Raw genomic sequence first — 15,988 nt, forward strand, 5'->3', positions numbered from 1 at the left:
TCCATGCACCACATTTCGAAACCAGCAAATGATCGTCAAAACATTAATTTTCAATTATGAATAAAGCATTTAAAGTCGCATTATCAGCAACAACCGGCACCTCCTTTTATGACAGCAGACAGTTATATCTTGTCAATGATTTTTAACGAGGAGTTTCGCGAGCCGAAGCACCTCGCTACTATGATTGCAGGTCGTCATCCGGGCTTTCAGACCGAGCGAAGCAGGTTACAGGTTGGGGAGCCATTACGCATGGGATTCGTGTTTACAGCGATATATGTTGAATTATCGGAATGCTCGATAGCCTGCAAAATTATTCTGGGGCTGATTAGCAACTTGAACGGTTCGGTTGCACGCTTTAGTCGCTTTTTTTGATACGTTCGTGCAATTTGCGAATGTCAAGTTTTTTCTTCATCTGTTCCAGGTCTTCGTCCGAAGTGTTGATTCCCAGTTTCTGCTGTACCTGTTCAAGCATCTCCAATATTTTGGTAATTTCAGTTTCCGCTCTGACATTGACTTCAAATTCCACTTGTTCCCGGACTTTTTCCATTTGTCGCTGTCGTTTTTGACTGATCAGGACGGTTATTGACAATATGATGGCGAATACCGATAGGATGGTGTCCAATATATTAAATGGCGATGGATCAAAAGGATGCAGCCACGGGATGAATCCGGCATTCCAGATGATATAAAGAATGATCAATATCAGGATTATGCCAAGGAACCAGACGCTGCCAAGAAAGTCCGATACGAACGGTGTTTCTAAATTTCCACGTTCAACCTGGTTATTGGATTTTATTTTTGCTTTTCGCGGCATATGGTCTAAAGTCAACAATAGCAGGTTATAATGGTTTTCCCTTGAAGTACATTATGTAAATAGATTAGTACAGCAGTCGCTTTTATTCTAAATGTGCGATGCTAAGATAAATTTGAGCACTGCAAAATCAACAGCGGAATTCAAGAGCCTGATCGAATAACCTATGAATTGAGCCAATGGGACTGAAACAAGTTGGTCAACGATTAGGGAATCTTTTCCATGTAGACATAGAGAGGCGGCGAGCATTGGAAACTGCGCGATCTGTTTATTTTTAATAAACATTGTGTAACTTATAAAAAAGTTTTTACCTTTCTAAGAAACTCCCTTTTATAAAAATTAAGCCTACTTTTATGGACGCCGGCCAATACATTTTAAAAAAATGGCTTATCAAATATGAACAGTTTGTTAAAAGCAGACTGACGCCCCTTGCGGCCGAAGATGAATCGTCCATCGAGTATTGGAAAACGCAGCTTTTTTTTACCTTATTGCTCTATGGCCTGCCAATCAGCTTCGTTGCGGCATTTCCAGGCATTTATCTTTCAATCGCAAACCGCGATATAACCATGGGTGTTATCGATATCACCACATTTCTTGGCTTCGCAATAATTACATTTTCCGGCAGGTTAGCCCTGTTCGCCCGTAAACTATTGTTGATCGGATTATTTTACCCACTGGCGATATACCTGATCATCGCCTTCGGCTATATTGGACCAGGCATATTTTACCTTTTCGGTTTAACTGTAATCACGACGCTGATCCTTCCTGTTTATTTCGCCTATTGGTCGGTTTTGTTGAGCTCGGCGATCTTAATATCTATTGCTGTTCTGCTTCCGCAAGGTGCCGGCCAATACGGCCCTCAGCAAGTCACTGGTTCAGGAAGCTGGGTTGCTTTTACTTCCAACCTCCTTTTCCTAAGCGGAATTGCGGTTATACTGATCCATCGCATTATTGACCGGCTCGGGGAAACCTTGCTTAACAAGCAGCAATTGACACAGCGATATCAGATGTTATTTGAAAAGAGTCCATTGCCCATGTGGCTTTTTGATACTGAAACACTTCAATTTAAAGATGTCAACGAAGCCGCGACAAGGCATTACGGATATTCTCATAGAGAATTTCTCGATAAAAAGATAACTGATATTCGACCTGCTGCTGATAATTTCGCGTTGGCAGAAACGGTACAGGCGAATCGCAAATCGGGCATACCTTATGAGCAATACGCCCGTCACTATAAAAAAAACGGGGAATTGATAGATGTGCGAATAGAAAGCAGTTTATTGGAAGTGGAAGGCAAGCTGCTAAGGTTGGTTCTTGCTACGGATATAACCGAGATAATTAGGAATGAAAAGGAAATGGCCGCTGCTAATGAGCGTACCCGAAGATCTGAGTCTGACTTAAGAGCGATCTTTGAAAGCACGGTCGACGGGATCGTATTAATTGACGAACACAACCGAGTAAAGCAATTTAACGCCAAAGCGGCAGATTATATCCGATTTCAGCAAATGCCCAAACAATTTGAAATTGGTCGGGATATTTTCTGCTATGTATCAAGTTTGCTGCACGATGATTTTGCACAGTTGCTATTAAGATCGCAGTCCGGTGAAACCGTACAATATGACCGGCAGTACCGGCTATCGGAGGCTATGATGTGGGTACATTATTCTTTAAGTCCCGTATACACCGATGATAAAGTTACGGGTGTTTGCATCACAGGTCGCGATATTACTCCGGTAAAAACTTATGTTACAAAGATCGAACAGCAGAATGACCTTTTCCGTGAGATTGCCTGGACGCAATCTCACGTTGTCCGGGCTCCGATCGCACGATTACTAGGTTTATTGCCATTAATCCGAAACCCTGACACCGATGAGGATTACCAGGCCTCGCTTAAATACCTGGAGGAATCGATAACAGAACTTGACAAAATCGTTAGTTCAGTCATACATCAATCTCACCGGGCGGGGCAAATGCCAAAAATTGTTGAGAAAGATTGACAATTGGTGCAGTCATTAATTTCCAAGCATTGAGCTGCAGCATCAAACAAATCATATTGCCAAAGATATTAATAAGATTAAACAGGTGAATGGCAACCAATAACTGCTTCTCCGGATCTACAATTGCCCAACAATCGTAAACATCCCTGTGTTTGCTGGTTATTTACAGTAGAAGAGCAAACCTAAACGTAGAGCGTTTTTTCAGATCTACTCAAATTCTGCCTTCATACCACTTACAATCTCAGCGCTGAGGTAAAACCAATTAACTGAATAATGACTAATAAAAAAAGCGCGCCTATGCGGGCCTATTGCTAATGTGCGGCGTTTTTCTTGTCGGTAACATCTTTACGCAAATCCGTTGCAATGACCTTGATTTGCTGTAACGCGTTGCGAAGGCGTGTTCCTGCTGCTTTGTTGTTTTTCTCATAAAACGCAGTTCCCTCTTTTTCCGCGGTCTCTATGAATGCTTTCAGTTCAGCTAATTTTTCCATTTCTATGTTTTAATTGGTGAAGCGCAGTGCGCAGGCTTCAAATATAGTATTTTGTTTAAACCCAGCATTCTTAGCAAAAACATATTCGCTGTTACAGGATTTCTAAAGTTCTCTTTGAAAATGCCAATACTCCGTTGCTCAAGCAATTTACTGAAGTCTAATTTCGTTTAATGGTTATTTTATTGCCAATATATATAACTGAGTCGAATAATTATCTGGTGATAGATATTGGCTTGTTTTTCTGATAGTTAATGTCGAAATTTAATAAGTAAAGCCATTTGCTATGAAAACGATCCTCCGCTTTGAGTTTGATTTCCAATTCTTCTATCCCGAATATAATGGGCCTCGGAATATTATTATGGAAAATCCATTACATATTCCCCAAACAGGCGATCCCGTTAATTTTAAAATCAAAGATTATTTTGAGGATAAAAAGGTGATCAGGAAGTTTGAAGACCTGGAGGACGGCAATGTTTTCTATGCGCAACGCCTGCAAACAACATATGGTAAAGAGACCATTGAGGTTATTGTGGTAATTTATGAAGAGAAAATATTCAAAGAAATTTTTCCGCAATATATCCGGGATAGCCTGTTTTGATTTGAAAGCAATTTTCTTATATGGGCTAATCGCTGTTGCCAACGTGTTTAAATTATAAGAAAGCTTACAAATTTTGCATCCACGATGGACGCCGGGCTTTCTCAAACCGAGTTTCAGCACGATGTACATATTATCCTGCGTAAGTACCTGAAAGATCAAATGTTACAAACTCTAAAGTATATGCAACATTCCCGAAAGTATCATAAAATAAAAAATGTTTGTTTTGTGAGAAACTGACAATCTAAACCATGATTATGAAAAAAAATCTCTGCCTTAGCATATTTGTTGCTGTACTACTGCCCGTTACGGCCTTTACCATTGATGATAATCCGCTTCTGGGAAAATGGGAGCATTCCGGCAAATCTCAGGGACAGCCTTTTAATTTAATGGCCATTTTCAGGGCTAACGGAACGTATGATGGTTTTATCAATAAAAAAGAATTTGTAAGTGGTGTTTATCATATGAACCATGATACCTTATACATTGCCGATGCCACCTGTAATGACAAATACAATGGGACTTATAAAATGGAGTTTTTCGGCAAGCTTGATTCCCTCAAATTCCATGTTATTCAGGACACGTGCGTAGGCCGCCGGCAGGCTACAGACGGAAAGGTGTTTAAAAAACTGGTTACAGCAGGTAAATGATCATCAAATGAAAAAGCTTTGCATGATTATCCTGGCGCTTGGCGTTGTCCTCGTTATCTCGCAAAGCGCATTTAAATCCCCCGAGACTTTAACGCCTGTAACACTTGGCCAAAAATTGTTTTCTGATCCGATCTTGTCCCGTACTAAAAAGATCAGCTGCGCATCATGCCATAAAGAAGAGTTCGCCTTTGCTGATACCTCTGCCGTTAGTTTAGGAGTGCACAGGCGGAAAGGTGTGCGCAATACCCCATCAGCCATGAATATGAGCTTACAGGTCGCATTTTTTTGGGATGGGCGCGCTACCTCGCTGGAACAGCAAGCCCTGATCCCGCTTCAAAATCCTATCGAAATGGATTTACCGGTAGCGACAGCCGTATGGCGGTTGCAACACAATGCTTTTTATAAGGCAGCTTTTCAAACTGTTTTCCATGAGGCAGCCAATAGTGCTAATTTAGCCAAAGCATTATCCGCATTTGAAAGAACGTTAGAAACCGGTGATTCTCCATTTGATGACTGGCGCTTAAATGATAATGAGGCGGCCGTCAGCGAATCGGCAAAACGTGGTTTTGCTATCTTCAATACCAAAGGACGTTGTATCCAATGTCATTTTGGCCCCGACTTCAACGATGTAGAATTTCGTTCCATTGGCCTCTATGATGGCAAGGCATTACGAGATAGCGGCCGCGCCTGTGTAACTAAAAAAGAGAGTGACGTAGGCAGGTTTAAGATAGGGGCTTTGCGTAACGTGGCGATTACGGCGCCCTATATGCATAACGGTATGTTCAAAACATTACGGCAGGTGATTGACTACTATAATGATCCGGATAAAATAGTTTCCCGCTCCATTAACCGTGATACGCTGCTCAATACGCCAATGGGTTTAACAGAGCAGGAGAAAACCGACCTGGAAAATTTCCTGGTTTCCTTAACAGATAAACGTTTCGCAGGGAAATTGAAAAAAAAGGGAGTGTCAAACCATTTAAATAGATTATGAGAGTTTCTGTCTTTTAGGGGGGCCTGATCCGGCAGCATATCAAAAAGTTCGCTATCTGGCCCGCTTTGAAATGCATTTACTATTGTCATATAGGCAATGAGCTAAGCATTGCGACCAGTTTTGAAACTATTTATGCTTAAATAACAACAATGAAACGAGATGCCTTTTTACGGATTTTATCCCTAAGCGGTGCTGTTTTGGCCAGCCCTCTTAGTTTAACTGCCAAGATCCATTCCAAGTTCAGGGAGAAAACAGGTTTTAAAACCGATGCGGGAGCAGACCGTTTTGAAAAACCGATCAGCTTATTTGATGGGGACACTTTTTATACCAAAGTATCAACAAACGATACAGACGGCGATTTGTATGTATACGAATCGTCGCGGGTAAAAAAAGGTGGCCCCAACCTGCACGTACACCATGCGCAAGACGAATGGTGGTACATTTTGGAGGGTGAGTTCATAATTAAAGTAGGCGACAAAATGCACCACGTTAAAACAGGTGATAGTGTTTTCGGTCCGCGGGGTGTACCACACGCGTTTTCAAAAATAGGCGAAGGCGTTGGCCGGATGCTCACAACATTTCAACCAGCAGGCAAAATGGAAGAGTGTTTTATAGCGATTAGTAAAGGGCAAATGAAAGGCAAACCCGAGGCGGAGCAGGATGAGTTTAGAAAACAACATGGTTTTGAACGCGTGGGACCGCCAATCGATATATTAAAGGCCTTTTAAGGATAAAAAAAAGTTCGCCAGATAGCAGGTTATGGAAACTGGCAGTTTTATATAGATAGTTATTCTGCGCATGCTATATATCGGTAATATTAAAAATTATTAATAGTTCAATTTTGAAATATCAGGATTCTAATTCCGTAAAGTGCGGAAAAAGCAGCTGACGTAGTCCTTATCCGAGGTTACAAATAATAACGCTGAATTTGCCTTCGCACATATCATAGAATTATGATAGACAGCCGACCGGTAACTTATTCAGATGAGAAAAATGTGGACATCGTAAATTAGACTCCTGTCCGGGCGAGTTGTCTTAATTGATTAATGACGGTTTCGTCTCCCCATAGGAAAACGCTTTCGGCATTGTAGGAATAACCTACTTTGAAGGATCTGTTACTGATCATTGATTTAAGGCGATCTTCGTATTGCTGCCGTTTGACTTGTATTCGTTTTTGAAGTTCCATCTGTAAACCACTTTTGTTATCAGACACTTATGGGGATGATATTGTTTTGTAATCATATAAATATTTGTTTATCAGGTTAATTTAAAAAAAATTAAAGAAAATTTATTGGGATATTACCAGCGTTTTAGATTTGCAAAAAAAGTTTTCATAGGAGCAAGTGGTCTGCAGATTGACCGGCTAAAACGGAAATTTCCACAGTCTATGCTTAAAAATTTATCAGTTCTGTGTACAGACTTGTATGAATGCACTCTAAATGCCGTTTCCTCCGGCAACATCTTGATTGATCGCGATAGCTAACTACCGGTTATACTTTTTGGCCAGCAATCTAAGTAATGCTGCCGTTTGATCAGACAGCATATCACTAGCTACCCTCCACCGCCAGTTACCGGTTTTTGACGCAGGAACGTTGATCCGGCTTTTTTCGTCAAGGCCCAGGATGTCCTGTAAAGGGCTAATGGCTACGGCTGCCACAGAGGCATAACAGGTTTCCAGCATCAGCCGTTTGATATTTCTCCTAGTTACCTTGGTCCTGAAATAATCGTTGAGGTGCCGGCGTTCCTCTGCCGTAGCGTCGTTTTTTAACCAGCCAAGTAATGTATTATTATCATGGGTGCCGGTATAGGTGATGCTGTTTAACACGTGATTGTGGGGCGCGTGTACGGAGACCGGCATATCTCTTCCGAAAGCGTACTGTAAAATATTCATTCCCGGAAAAGCAAATTCGTCACGAAGCTCATAAACGTGTTGGTCGATATCTCCGAGATCTTCGGCAATAAAGGGGATATCTCCGAGTGCTTTCTTCAAAGCCTGAAAGATCTTTGCCCCGGGACCGAATTTCCAAGTACCGTGAATGGCATTTTTTTCGGCAGCCGGAACTTCCCAAAAACGCTGGAATCCCCGGAAATGATCTAACCTGATCAAATCGAAGAATTCCATATTCTTTTTTATTCTTGCGAGCCACCAGGCATATCCGGTTGCCCGGTGTTCCGGCCATTTATAAACCGGCATATTCCACAATTGCCCGCCTGCATTAAAATAGTCGGGAGGTACGCCGGCTACGCCGGCCAGGTTTTCATCCTGATCCAGTTTAAACAGTTCAGGATGAGACCACACATCGACGGAATCATAACTAACATAAAAGGGAAGGTCACCTATAAACTTTAGCCCGGTTTGATGTCCCAATAATTTCAATGCCTGCCATTGGCGAAAAAAAATAAATTGCCGCCACTTCGAATGATCGATCTCGTGCACATGCTGGCCTTGAAATAATTCAATAGCCTTCTTTTTACGATATTTAAGCTCATCAGGCCATTCATACCATGGGCTATCGTTATAACGCTGTTTGATGGATTCAAACAATGCGAAGTCATGTAGCCAGGCCCGTTCCCTAACCTTAAAATCTTCAAATTGCTTTTGCAAAGGATTGTCTTTGGTCCGGTTAAAACGTGTATAAGCTAAGTTGAGCAATTCGTTTTTTATCATAGCAGCCCGATCGTAATTAACCATGGAATTACCCGATCGCCTGAACTTTGCTGTCTCCTCTGCAGTTAACCAGCCATCGTTCACCAAATCGTCCGGGCTGATCAGCAAAGTGTTGCCAGCCATACTCGCTATCGAACTATAGGGAGAATTGCCGGAAGCTTGACTCGTAGCGTTTACCGGAAGCAACTGCCAGTAACGTTGATGCGAATGCCCAAGGAATTTTACAAATCTTCGTGCTTCAGGGCCCATGTCTCCGATACTGTAAGGAGATGGGAGTGAGGTGATATGCAGGATAATGCCCGCACCTCGTTTTTCTGAAGCAGGCTCTGATCTTAATAAAAGCAAAGGCAAGGTTTGCAAATTTTCATTCAGAGCAATCGCAGTGTCCAACAATACCTTTTCATTTGTCAAGACAGAAGTCCACTGTAAAGGCGCATCGGGCGGCAGCATGACTTTGTTATCTGCCCAACCTTCATCCTCCCAACTTATCGCCGCGGTATGGAGGGCTGAAATGCTGATAATCCATTGCCGCTGATAAACCCGTGCAAATGCGACGAAATGGGATTTAAATCTACCCTCCACTTGGAGTGGAATGTAACTGCCGAGGTTAAATAGCGATGGGTTACGCTTCCGCTCTGCTAAAAGCTTTTGTGTCAGCCATAATTTCAGTAAGCCATTTTCTTTGTTTTGGCAAAGTGCTTCGTATTTAAAGCTTTTGATCTTGCGGAGTGAAGATGAGCGCAGCTCATAGTCAACGGGCCTCCGGTTATCGGGGTCAACGAGGCTGAAATCCCAAAGTTCACAGCCCTGGTAAGTGTCCGGGACACCCGGTGATGTGAATTTTAATAATACCTGTGTGAGTGAATTGTTGATGAATGCGTCGGATATCGTGTGCTGGAACTTCCTCAGGCTTTTCAAAAATTCCGCGCTGCCAAGTAATTTGCGTGCAAATAGCAGAGTCCCTTGTTCATATTGTTCGTCCGGTTCTGCCCACTGGGTGTGCAATTTGGCTTCCCTAAGTGCCTTCGTAAGATATTCCTCGAGCCTGGTGACCGTCTGATCATCCGGCTCATTGTTGAGGCCGATAAAACCGACCAGGGTTTGATAGATCAGATATTCATCGTTGCTATCTGGAATGTTCCCTGTTTTATACTGCTGGTTTGCAATCTGCCAGGCATTAACCTGTTCAACCCATTTTTCGGGAATATCGGTTAAAACGTTCAGCCTGGCCCGTACATCTTCGCCTCGTTTAGTGTCGTGTGTGGCAGTTCCATTCATCGAAAGTGGCCAACCCCCCTGTCTCTCGATCATGCAGGCATGAAATTGCTTAATGTTTATTCCAAACTCCTCCGGGGAATCGCCGACCTCGTTATGCCCGATAAATCTGTCATAAGTGTACATCAGCGTATCTTCAACACCCTTAGCCATCAAAGGCCCAGTAAACTGCATGCAACGCTGGAAGAAGAACGAGATATCAGCCTGTGCCTTGATGGGATGAACGGCCGTAAACAGTTCGTTCAGGTAAAACGCTGGTTCTTCAAGTTCCGGGTTGGCCGCCGCTACCTGCCGAAATATTCCCTTCAAAAGTTCAGCCTCTGCAAAATGGAGTGGAAATTGGTTGCTGTAGTAACGATATACCGGACAGTGGATCAGAAAAGCTCCGATTGTCGCTTTCCACTTTTCCTCTTTAATATTTTGCAGGTTTTGGTGCGTTATTGGGATTTTACTGAATAGCCGGTACAGGTTGTCGAGTTCTCCTGCCATGTGGCGGTAAAGTATATCGCTTTTCTTTTCGATTATCGACCGGCTGACCGGTTTTCTGTCGGTCGCGAAGCTCTTGTAAAAATCGGTAAACAATTTTTTACTTCGGGTCTCGGTGAGGAGATTATTGACAACACCCAGGAAGTCATAACCCGTATTGCCCTGTGCTGGCCAGTGCTGCGGAAACTGTTCACCCTGTTCAAGGATCTTTTCTACCACGATATATACCTGATCGCCTGCCAGTGCCCTCAGCTTTTCCAGATAAGTTGTCGGATCGAACAAGCCGTCAATATGATCGACGCGCAAACCCTGGATCAGGTCGTGTTCAAGCAAAGTTTTCAAAAAACTATGATAGGTATCGAAAACATTTTCATCCTGTATATTAAGGCATATCAAACCGTTAACCGTAAAAAAGCGTCTGTAGTTAATTTTGTGGTCAGTATCCTGCCAGAAGCTTAGCAAATAATGCTGTTGATCAATGACTTTTCTCAGCTTTTCAGGATCGAGATTGATCTTTGCTGCAACGGATTCAACATAGGCTCGCAAGTCATTATTTAATTCCCGTAATGCATTTCCCAATGGCTTGACCGAATCTCTGCTGTTAATATCGGACAGCAATCGTACCAATTCAACGGGTTTAGCATTTTCCGATTCCAGTATTTTTAGAACCGATTCCTGATTCAACGGATAGCCTTGCCCGAGATAATCGATCGTAAAATTCCCGGCTGCGTATTTAATTTGGATCGTATTGCTATTAATCGCCTCATCAAGCGGTTCGCCCAGAAAAGGCACCATCAGTTTACCGTCAAAAGCGGGGTTTTCCCAGTCAATATCAAAAAAGCTAACGTAATCGGAGGATTGACCTTTTTCCAATACGTCCGCAAGCCAGGGGTTACCGGGATCAAAAGCCATATGATTAGGTACTATGTCCTGCAGCCAATTCATGCCGAAACTTTTCAGCTTCGAGCGTATTGCCTGAAGTTCTTCCAATGTTCCTATTTCCGGATTGATCCGGTGAGGATTAATTACATCATAGCCGTGCATACTGCCTTTTGTCGCCTCAAAAATCGGCGAGGCGTAAATGGTCACCACACCTAACTCATGTAAGTAGGGGATGATCTCCATGAAATTTTTAAAGTTGAAATCCTTGTGGAATTGTATGCGGTATGTGGAAACAGGATTAAACATATTCTTCAAATATTAAAATGCTTTGAGCTGGAATGACAATCAGGGAAGATGATAGAAACGCATCATTGTTAATGACTGGCCCGCCCCATTCTGCAGAAGCTGAATTAAAAATGATCGAGACGTTCTCCTTGAATGCAGGCAGCATACATTCCCTGTCCCGTGTTGAGAAGTTGAGCAGACAGTGGATTTTTTTTTCGTTGCTCCACCTGGTTAAAAGCAGCGTATTGTTGATTTTATTGGAGATAACCTCCATATTTCGCCTGTCCGGAACACGCAAAACAGGATGGGATTTCCGAAGGTTGAGGAGTGCCTGGTAATAGTTAAACATGGTCCGATGGGTTCCTGAACCGATTTTTTCCCATTGCAGCTTAGATCGATGGAAGGTGTTTTCATCTTGCGGATCGGGCGCTTCGCCTTCCGTATGGAAAGCTTCAAATTCAGCTTTTCGCCCCTTTTGTACTGCTGTGATCAGTTCCGGATCCGTGTGACTAACAAAATATAGAAAGGGATTGGATTCAGCATATTCTTCGCCCATGAACAGCATCGGCAAAAAAGGGCTGACCATGACCGACGCGGCCATTAGTTTCTGCATTTCAAAGTTGAATAAAGCGGATGACCTTTCCCCAAGCATGCGGTTACCCACCTGGTCGTGATTTTGCGAGAATACCACGAATTGCTGACCTTGATTTTCAACAGGATTGGTGCCAAAAGTTTTTTGGCGATGTTCAGAATAGCGGCCGTGGTATACGTAAGCATGTTCAAATGCGGCGCCGAGATCTTCAATGCCATGAAAGTCACCATAATAGCCCTCTCGCTTACCTCCTGCACTAATCCGCAACGCGTGATGGAACTCATCGATCCATTGACTGTCCAGTCCGTACCCCCCCTCTTTGAGCGGATCGATAAAACGGTGATCGTTCAAGTCGCATTCCGCGATCAGGTAATGTGACTTCCCGGTACATTGCTTCAAATCATTGAGCGCAAGTGTTAATTCTTTCAGCACGTGTACAGGGCTGAAATCTTTAATGGCATGAACAGCATCCAATCTCAAGGCATCGACATGGAAATCACGGCACCACATCAGTGCGTTTTCAATGAAATAGCGCCTAACCTCGTCACAGCCTGCATCATCGAAATTGATGGCATTTCCCCAGGGCGTTTTGTATTTTTCTGTAAAAAAGGGACCATATTTTCCGAAGTAATTGCCCTCAGGACCTATATGGTTATAGACTACATCCAAAATCACGGCAAGGCCTTTCCTGTGACATTGATCAACGAGTTGCTGCAGCGCAGCCGGGCCGCCATAGGAATTATGTACGGCATAAGGAAAAACGCCATCATAACCCCAGTTGCGATCACCGGGAAACTGTGCGACAGGCATGAGCTCGATGGCTGTGATACCCAGGGCAGCCAAATAATCTAATTTTTTCGCGATGCCATCAAATGTGCCCTCAGGTGTAAATGTCCCGGTATGCAGCTCATAGATCAGGTAGTTTTGTAGCGGGATATTCTCCCAGCGCTGATCCGTCCATTTCATACCCGATACATCGAACGCGGACGAGGCTCCGTGTACACCGTCCGGCTGGTACAGAGAATGAATGTCAGGCCATGTTTCACCGTCGATGACCACGTGATAATTCATTCCGGGGCGAAGTTCTCCGGTACGCATTTGCCAATAGCCGCGCGTTTTTTGCTCAAGTAACAGATCGTTGCCGGTATCCGGGCGAATTGATACCTGCTCTGCCTGCGGCACCCATAGCAAAATCTCGGCTATGCCGGCTTCAAAATTTACGCCTAAAGTCCTTCTATTCATCATCACCCTGATTTTGTCTTATTGTATCGTCTTTTAACAATACCACAGACCGGCCTTCAACATGAACCGTTTCCTGCGGTTTATAAATCCGGTCCGGGGCTGTATCGGAAGTGCTCGTGTCGAGGACGACTTTCCATTGCCTGCCATAAGTTTCATGAGGAAGTTTATAATCTAATCCCAGGTCATGCGCGTTAAAGACCAGGTAAAAAGTATCGTCCACAACCTGTTTGCCATCTGAACCGACGCCATGAATTCCATTGCCGTTGAGATATATGGCCACAGACTTTGCGTAGTTCTGTTGCCAGTGGCTTTCTTCCATCTGTGTTCCGTCCGGAAGGAACCAGGCTATATCTTCTATGTTCGATTCATTAACAGCAACGCCTTTGAACCATTCTTTTCTGGAAAAGACGGAGTGGCTGTTCCGTAAGCTGATCAGTTTTCTGGTGAATTCCAGGAGTTCATGATCTGCAGATTCCCAGTTGATCCAGGAAATTTCGTTGTCTTGGCAATAAGCATTGTTATTGCCTTGCTGGGTACGGCTGATTTCGTCACCCGCGACGAGCATGGGCACGCCCTGGGACAGGAAGAGCGTAGTCAAGAGATTTCTTTTTTGACGCTGCCTTAAACTGATAATGTCCGGATCGTCAGTTGGTCCCTCGGCGCCGCAATTCCAGGACCTGTTGTGGCTTTCCCCATCTTTATTACCTTCCCCGTTAGCCTCGTTGTGTTTTTCATTATAGGATACAAGGTCGTTAAGCGTAAAGCCATCATGCGCGGTGATGAAATTGATACTGGCCGTAGGGCGGCGGTAATCTTTATAAAGGTCAGCGCTGCCTGTTACGCGGTCCGCGAACTCTGGTAGGGTATTCTCCGAGCCGCTCCAGTAGTCCCTTATGCAATCGCGGTACTTTCCGTTCCATTCCGCCCAGCCCGGAGGAAACTTACCTACCTGGTAACCGCCTTCACCAACGTCCCATGGCTCGGCTATCAGTTTGACTTGTGATATTACCGGATCCTGGTGAATGATGTCGAAAAATGCGCCCAGGCGGTTTACTTCATGTAGCTCGCGTGCGAGGGTGGCCGCCAGATCGAACCTGAAACCGTCGACGTGCATTTCTGTAATCCAATAGCGCAGGCTATCCATCATCAGGCGCAGAACGTTTGGCAGGTAGGCATTCAAGGTATTGCCCGTTCCTGTATAATCATTGTAATAACGTTTATCATCAGTGAGCCGGTAATAGGAAGCATTGTCAATACCTTTAAAAGATAAAGTTGGGCCTAACTGGTTGCCTTCTGCAGTATGGTTGTATACCACATCCAGGATGACCTGGATGCCTGCCTTATGTAATTCCTTTACCATCGTTTTGAACTCAGTAACCTGCTCGCCTTTGGTGCCCGAGCCTGAATATCTCGAGTCAGGAGCGAAAAAACCAATGGTGTTATATCCCCAGTAATTACTCAATCCATTCTCTTTCAGATGCCGATCGGAAATGAACTGATGTACAGGCATCAGTTCGATCGCCGTAATTCCCAGATCTTGTAAATATTTGATACTCGCAGGGTGGGCGATTCCGGCATAGGTCCCACGTAAGTTTTCCGGTATTTCAGGATTAAGCTGCGTAAACCCTTTGACGTGGGCTTCATAAATGACTGTATTATAATATTGGTAACTTGGAGAAGTGTCACCCTCCCAGTCGAAGTGCTGATCGATGACTACAGATTTTGGAATAAACGGCGCACTGTCGCTATCGCTGAAACTCAGGTCTTGCGCCTCATCTCCCACTTTATAGCTGTATAAGGCATCATTCCATTTTATACTACCTGAAATTGCCTTGGCGTAGGGATCAATCAGCAGTTTATTGGGGTTGAAACGATGGCCGTTTTCAGGTTCGTACGGCCCGTGCACGCGAAAACCGTATAGCTGGCCGGGAGCAATTCCTTCAATATAGATGTGCCAGATGAAATTTGTTTTTTCCGTTACGGAAATTTTGGCTGTTTCATGCTGATCATTCTCCGAATCAAACAGGCATAGTTCTACTGCAGTTGCGTTTTCTGAGTATAGGGTAAAGTTAACTCCGTTGCCGTCCCAGGTGGGACCGAGCGGGAAAGGTTTTCCGGGTAGTATATTAGATTCCATTAATTGTTATTCAAATTGTTGAATACTAAATTAATTAGAGGAAAAAAAGTTTTTATTTGAAGAACAATTATTCTACAAAACTTACGGGCTGCGAGCTGTGACATCGCCGTAAATAAGATTAGCGTGAAACAGGTAGAAATGCTATTGATGCCGCAGGAATATTTTTCAAAATTGATTTTCTATAAATTTTCCCCATTTAGAGGAGTGGTCATTGACAGTTAGCAGTGAGAGCAAGTTATGCGAAGGGTTTGTGGACATTCCGGAGTCACTGATCACCCCGTTACGGACTAGCAAACAGCTAATTCCGTAACACTCTGACCATAATACTTTATTAATTACTAATTTCAATTTTCTTAATTGCTTATACAACCCGGTTCTCAAAGTCGCACTGAATAGCCTGATCCAGAATATCGACATAATAGATTTGTGAGACAGCCTCTTGTACTAATTTGCGGCGTTTTTCTTTTAGGTAACATCTTGACGAAGATCCTCTCAGGTCGTATAAATTTCCCTAAAGATCAGAGTCAATAAGGGTAATCTTTAACTTATCCTCGAAGCACAAGGCCAGGTTCAAAGCTAACTTGCTTTTCACACCGCCACTTTTCTGATGTGCTAACGTGACGATGTTTCCCATCATACATTTCAGTTTGCTGCACGTGAATATTTGTTCAAATGCAGAAGTGAAAATTTGTTCAGGAAAAGTGGTCTGAGCGCGCGCAAAACATCTCCGAGTTGGACTCGTCTTTACGATATGTTTTGCATTTCATGGCTAAAAAGAATTGTTAAAAAATGTTAAAACTGTTGACATGAATTTCTATTGAAATATTTTTGACTTATTAATTATTCGTCGATAAAAAATAATATTCTTTATTTAGTTAAATTT

The 15,988-nt window shown here is 43.4% G+C and carries 10 protein-coding genes; 5 read left to right on the forward strand and 5 right to left on the reverse strand.

Annotated features, from left to right (window positions below):
- Positions 1-355: 355 nt before the first annotated feature.
- The gene (locus ACEN9X_RS14845) at positions 356-814 is read right to left on the reverse strand and encodes a DUF1003 domain-containing protein (RefSeq protein WP_413671091.1); all 459 of its coding nucleotides are present in this window, start codon (positions 812-814) and stop codon (positions 356-358) included.
- Between the two features lie 350 nt (positions 815-1,164).
- Between ACEN9X_RS14845 and ACEN9X_RS14850 the strand changes: the two genes are divergently transcribed.
- Entirely contained in the window at positions 1,165-2,808 is a 1,644-nt protein-coding gene (locus tag ACEN9X_RS14850) for a PAS domain-containing protein (RefSeq protein ID WP_413671092.1), read from the forward strand.
- Between the two features lie 311 nt (positions 2,809-3,119).
- Here ACEN9X_RS14850 and ACEN9X_RS14855 read toward each other — a convergent pair whose 3' ends face one another.
- On the reverse strand, positions 3,120-3,299 hold the full coding sequence (locus ACEN9X_RS14855) for a histone H1 (RefSeq protein ID WP_091221007.1): 180 nt from the start codon (positions 3,297-3,299) through the stop codon (positions 3,120-3,122).
- A gap of 283 nt (positions 3,300-3,582) precedes the next feature.
- Between ACEN9X_RS14855 and ACEN9X_RS14860 the strand changes: the two genes are divergently transcribed.
- From ACEN9X_RS14860 to ACEN9X_RS14875, 4 genes are all read left to right on the forward strand, one after another.
- The gene (locus ACEN9X_RS14860; RefSeq protein ID WP_112575077.1) at positions 3,583-3,897 is read left to right on the forward strand and encodes a hypothetical protein; all 315 of its coding nucleotides are present in this window, start codon (positions 3,583-3,585) and stop codon (positions 3,895-3,897) included.
- Between the two features lie 254 nt (positions 3,898-4,151).
- Entirely contained in the window at positions 4,152-4,544 is a 393-nt protein-coding gene (locus ACEN9X_RS14865; RefSeq protein ID WP_413671093.1) for a hypothetical protein, read from the forward strand.
- Positions 4,545-4,551: 7 nt separating this feature from the next.
- Complete coding sequence (locus ACEN9X_RS14870) at positions 4,552-5,538, forward strand: cytochrome-c peroxidase (protein ID WP_413671094.1); 987 nt, start codon at positions 4,552-4,554, stop codon at positions 5,536-5,538.
- Positions 5,539-5,687: 149 nt separating this feature from the next.
- The gene (locus ACEN9X_RS14875; RefSeq protein ID WP_243482877.1) at positions 5,688-6,266 is read left to right on the forward strand and encodes a cupin domain-containing protein; all 579 of its coding nucleotides are present in this window, start codon (positions 5,688-5,690) and stop codon (positions 6,264-6,266) included.
- Positions 6,267-7,021: 755 nt separating this feature from the next.
- On the opposite strand, the gene treY is transcribed toward ACEN9X_RS14875, so the two are convergent.
- Genes treY through glgX form a run of 3 tightly spaced genes read right to left on the reverse strand, consistent with a single transcriptional unit; the run spans position 7,022 to position 15,105 of the window.
- A complete protein-coding gene (gene treY / locus ACEN9X_RS14880) occupies positions 7,022-11,155 on the reverse strand; it encodes a malto-oligosyltrehalose synthase (protein WP_413671095.1) in 4,134 nt (1,377 codons plus the stop codon).
- The gene (treZ, locus tag ACEN9X_RS14885) at positions 11,148-12,971 is read right to left on the reverse strand and encodes a malto-oligosyltrehalose trehalohydrolase (protein WP_413671096.1); all 1,824 of its coding nucleotides are present in this window, start codon (positions 12,969-12,971) and stop codon (positions 11,148-11,150) included. The genes treY and treZ overlap by 8 nt, the downstream gene beginning before the upstream one ends.
- Entirely contained in the window at positions 12,961-15,105 is a 2,145-nt protein-coding gene (gene glgX / locus ACEN9X_RS14890; protein WP_091220971.1) for a glycogen debranching protein GlgX, read from the reverse strand. Before glgX ends, treZ begins: the two co-directional genes overlap by 11 nt.
- Between the last annotated feature and the right edge of the window lie 883 nt (positions 15,106-15,988).

The organism is Mucilaginibacter sp. Mucisp86, from assembly GCF_047324315.1.
Lineage (GTDB): Bacteria > Bacteroidota > Bacteroidia > Sphingobacteriales > Sphingobacteriaceae > Mucilaginibacter.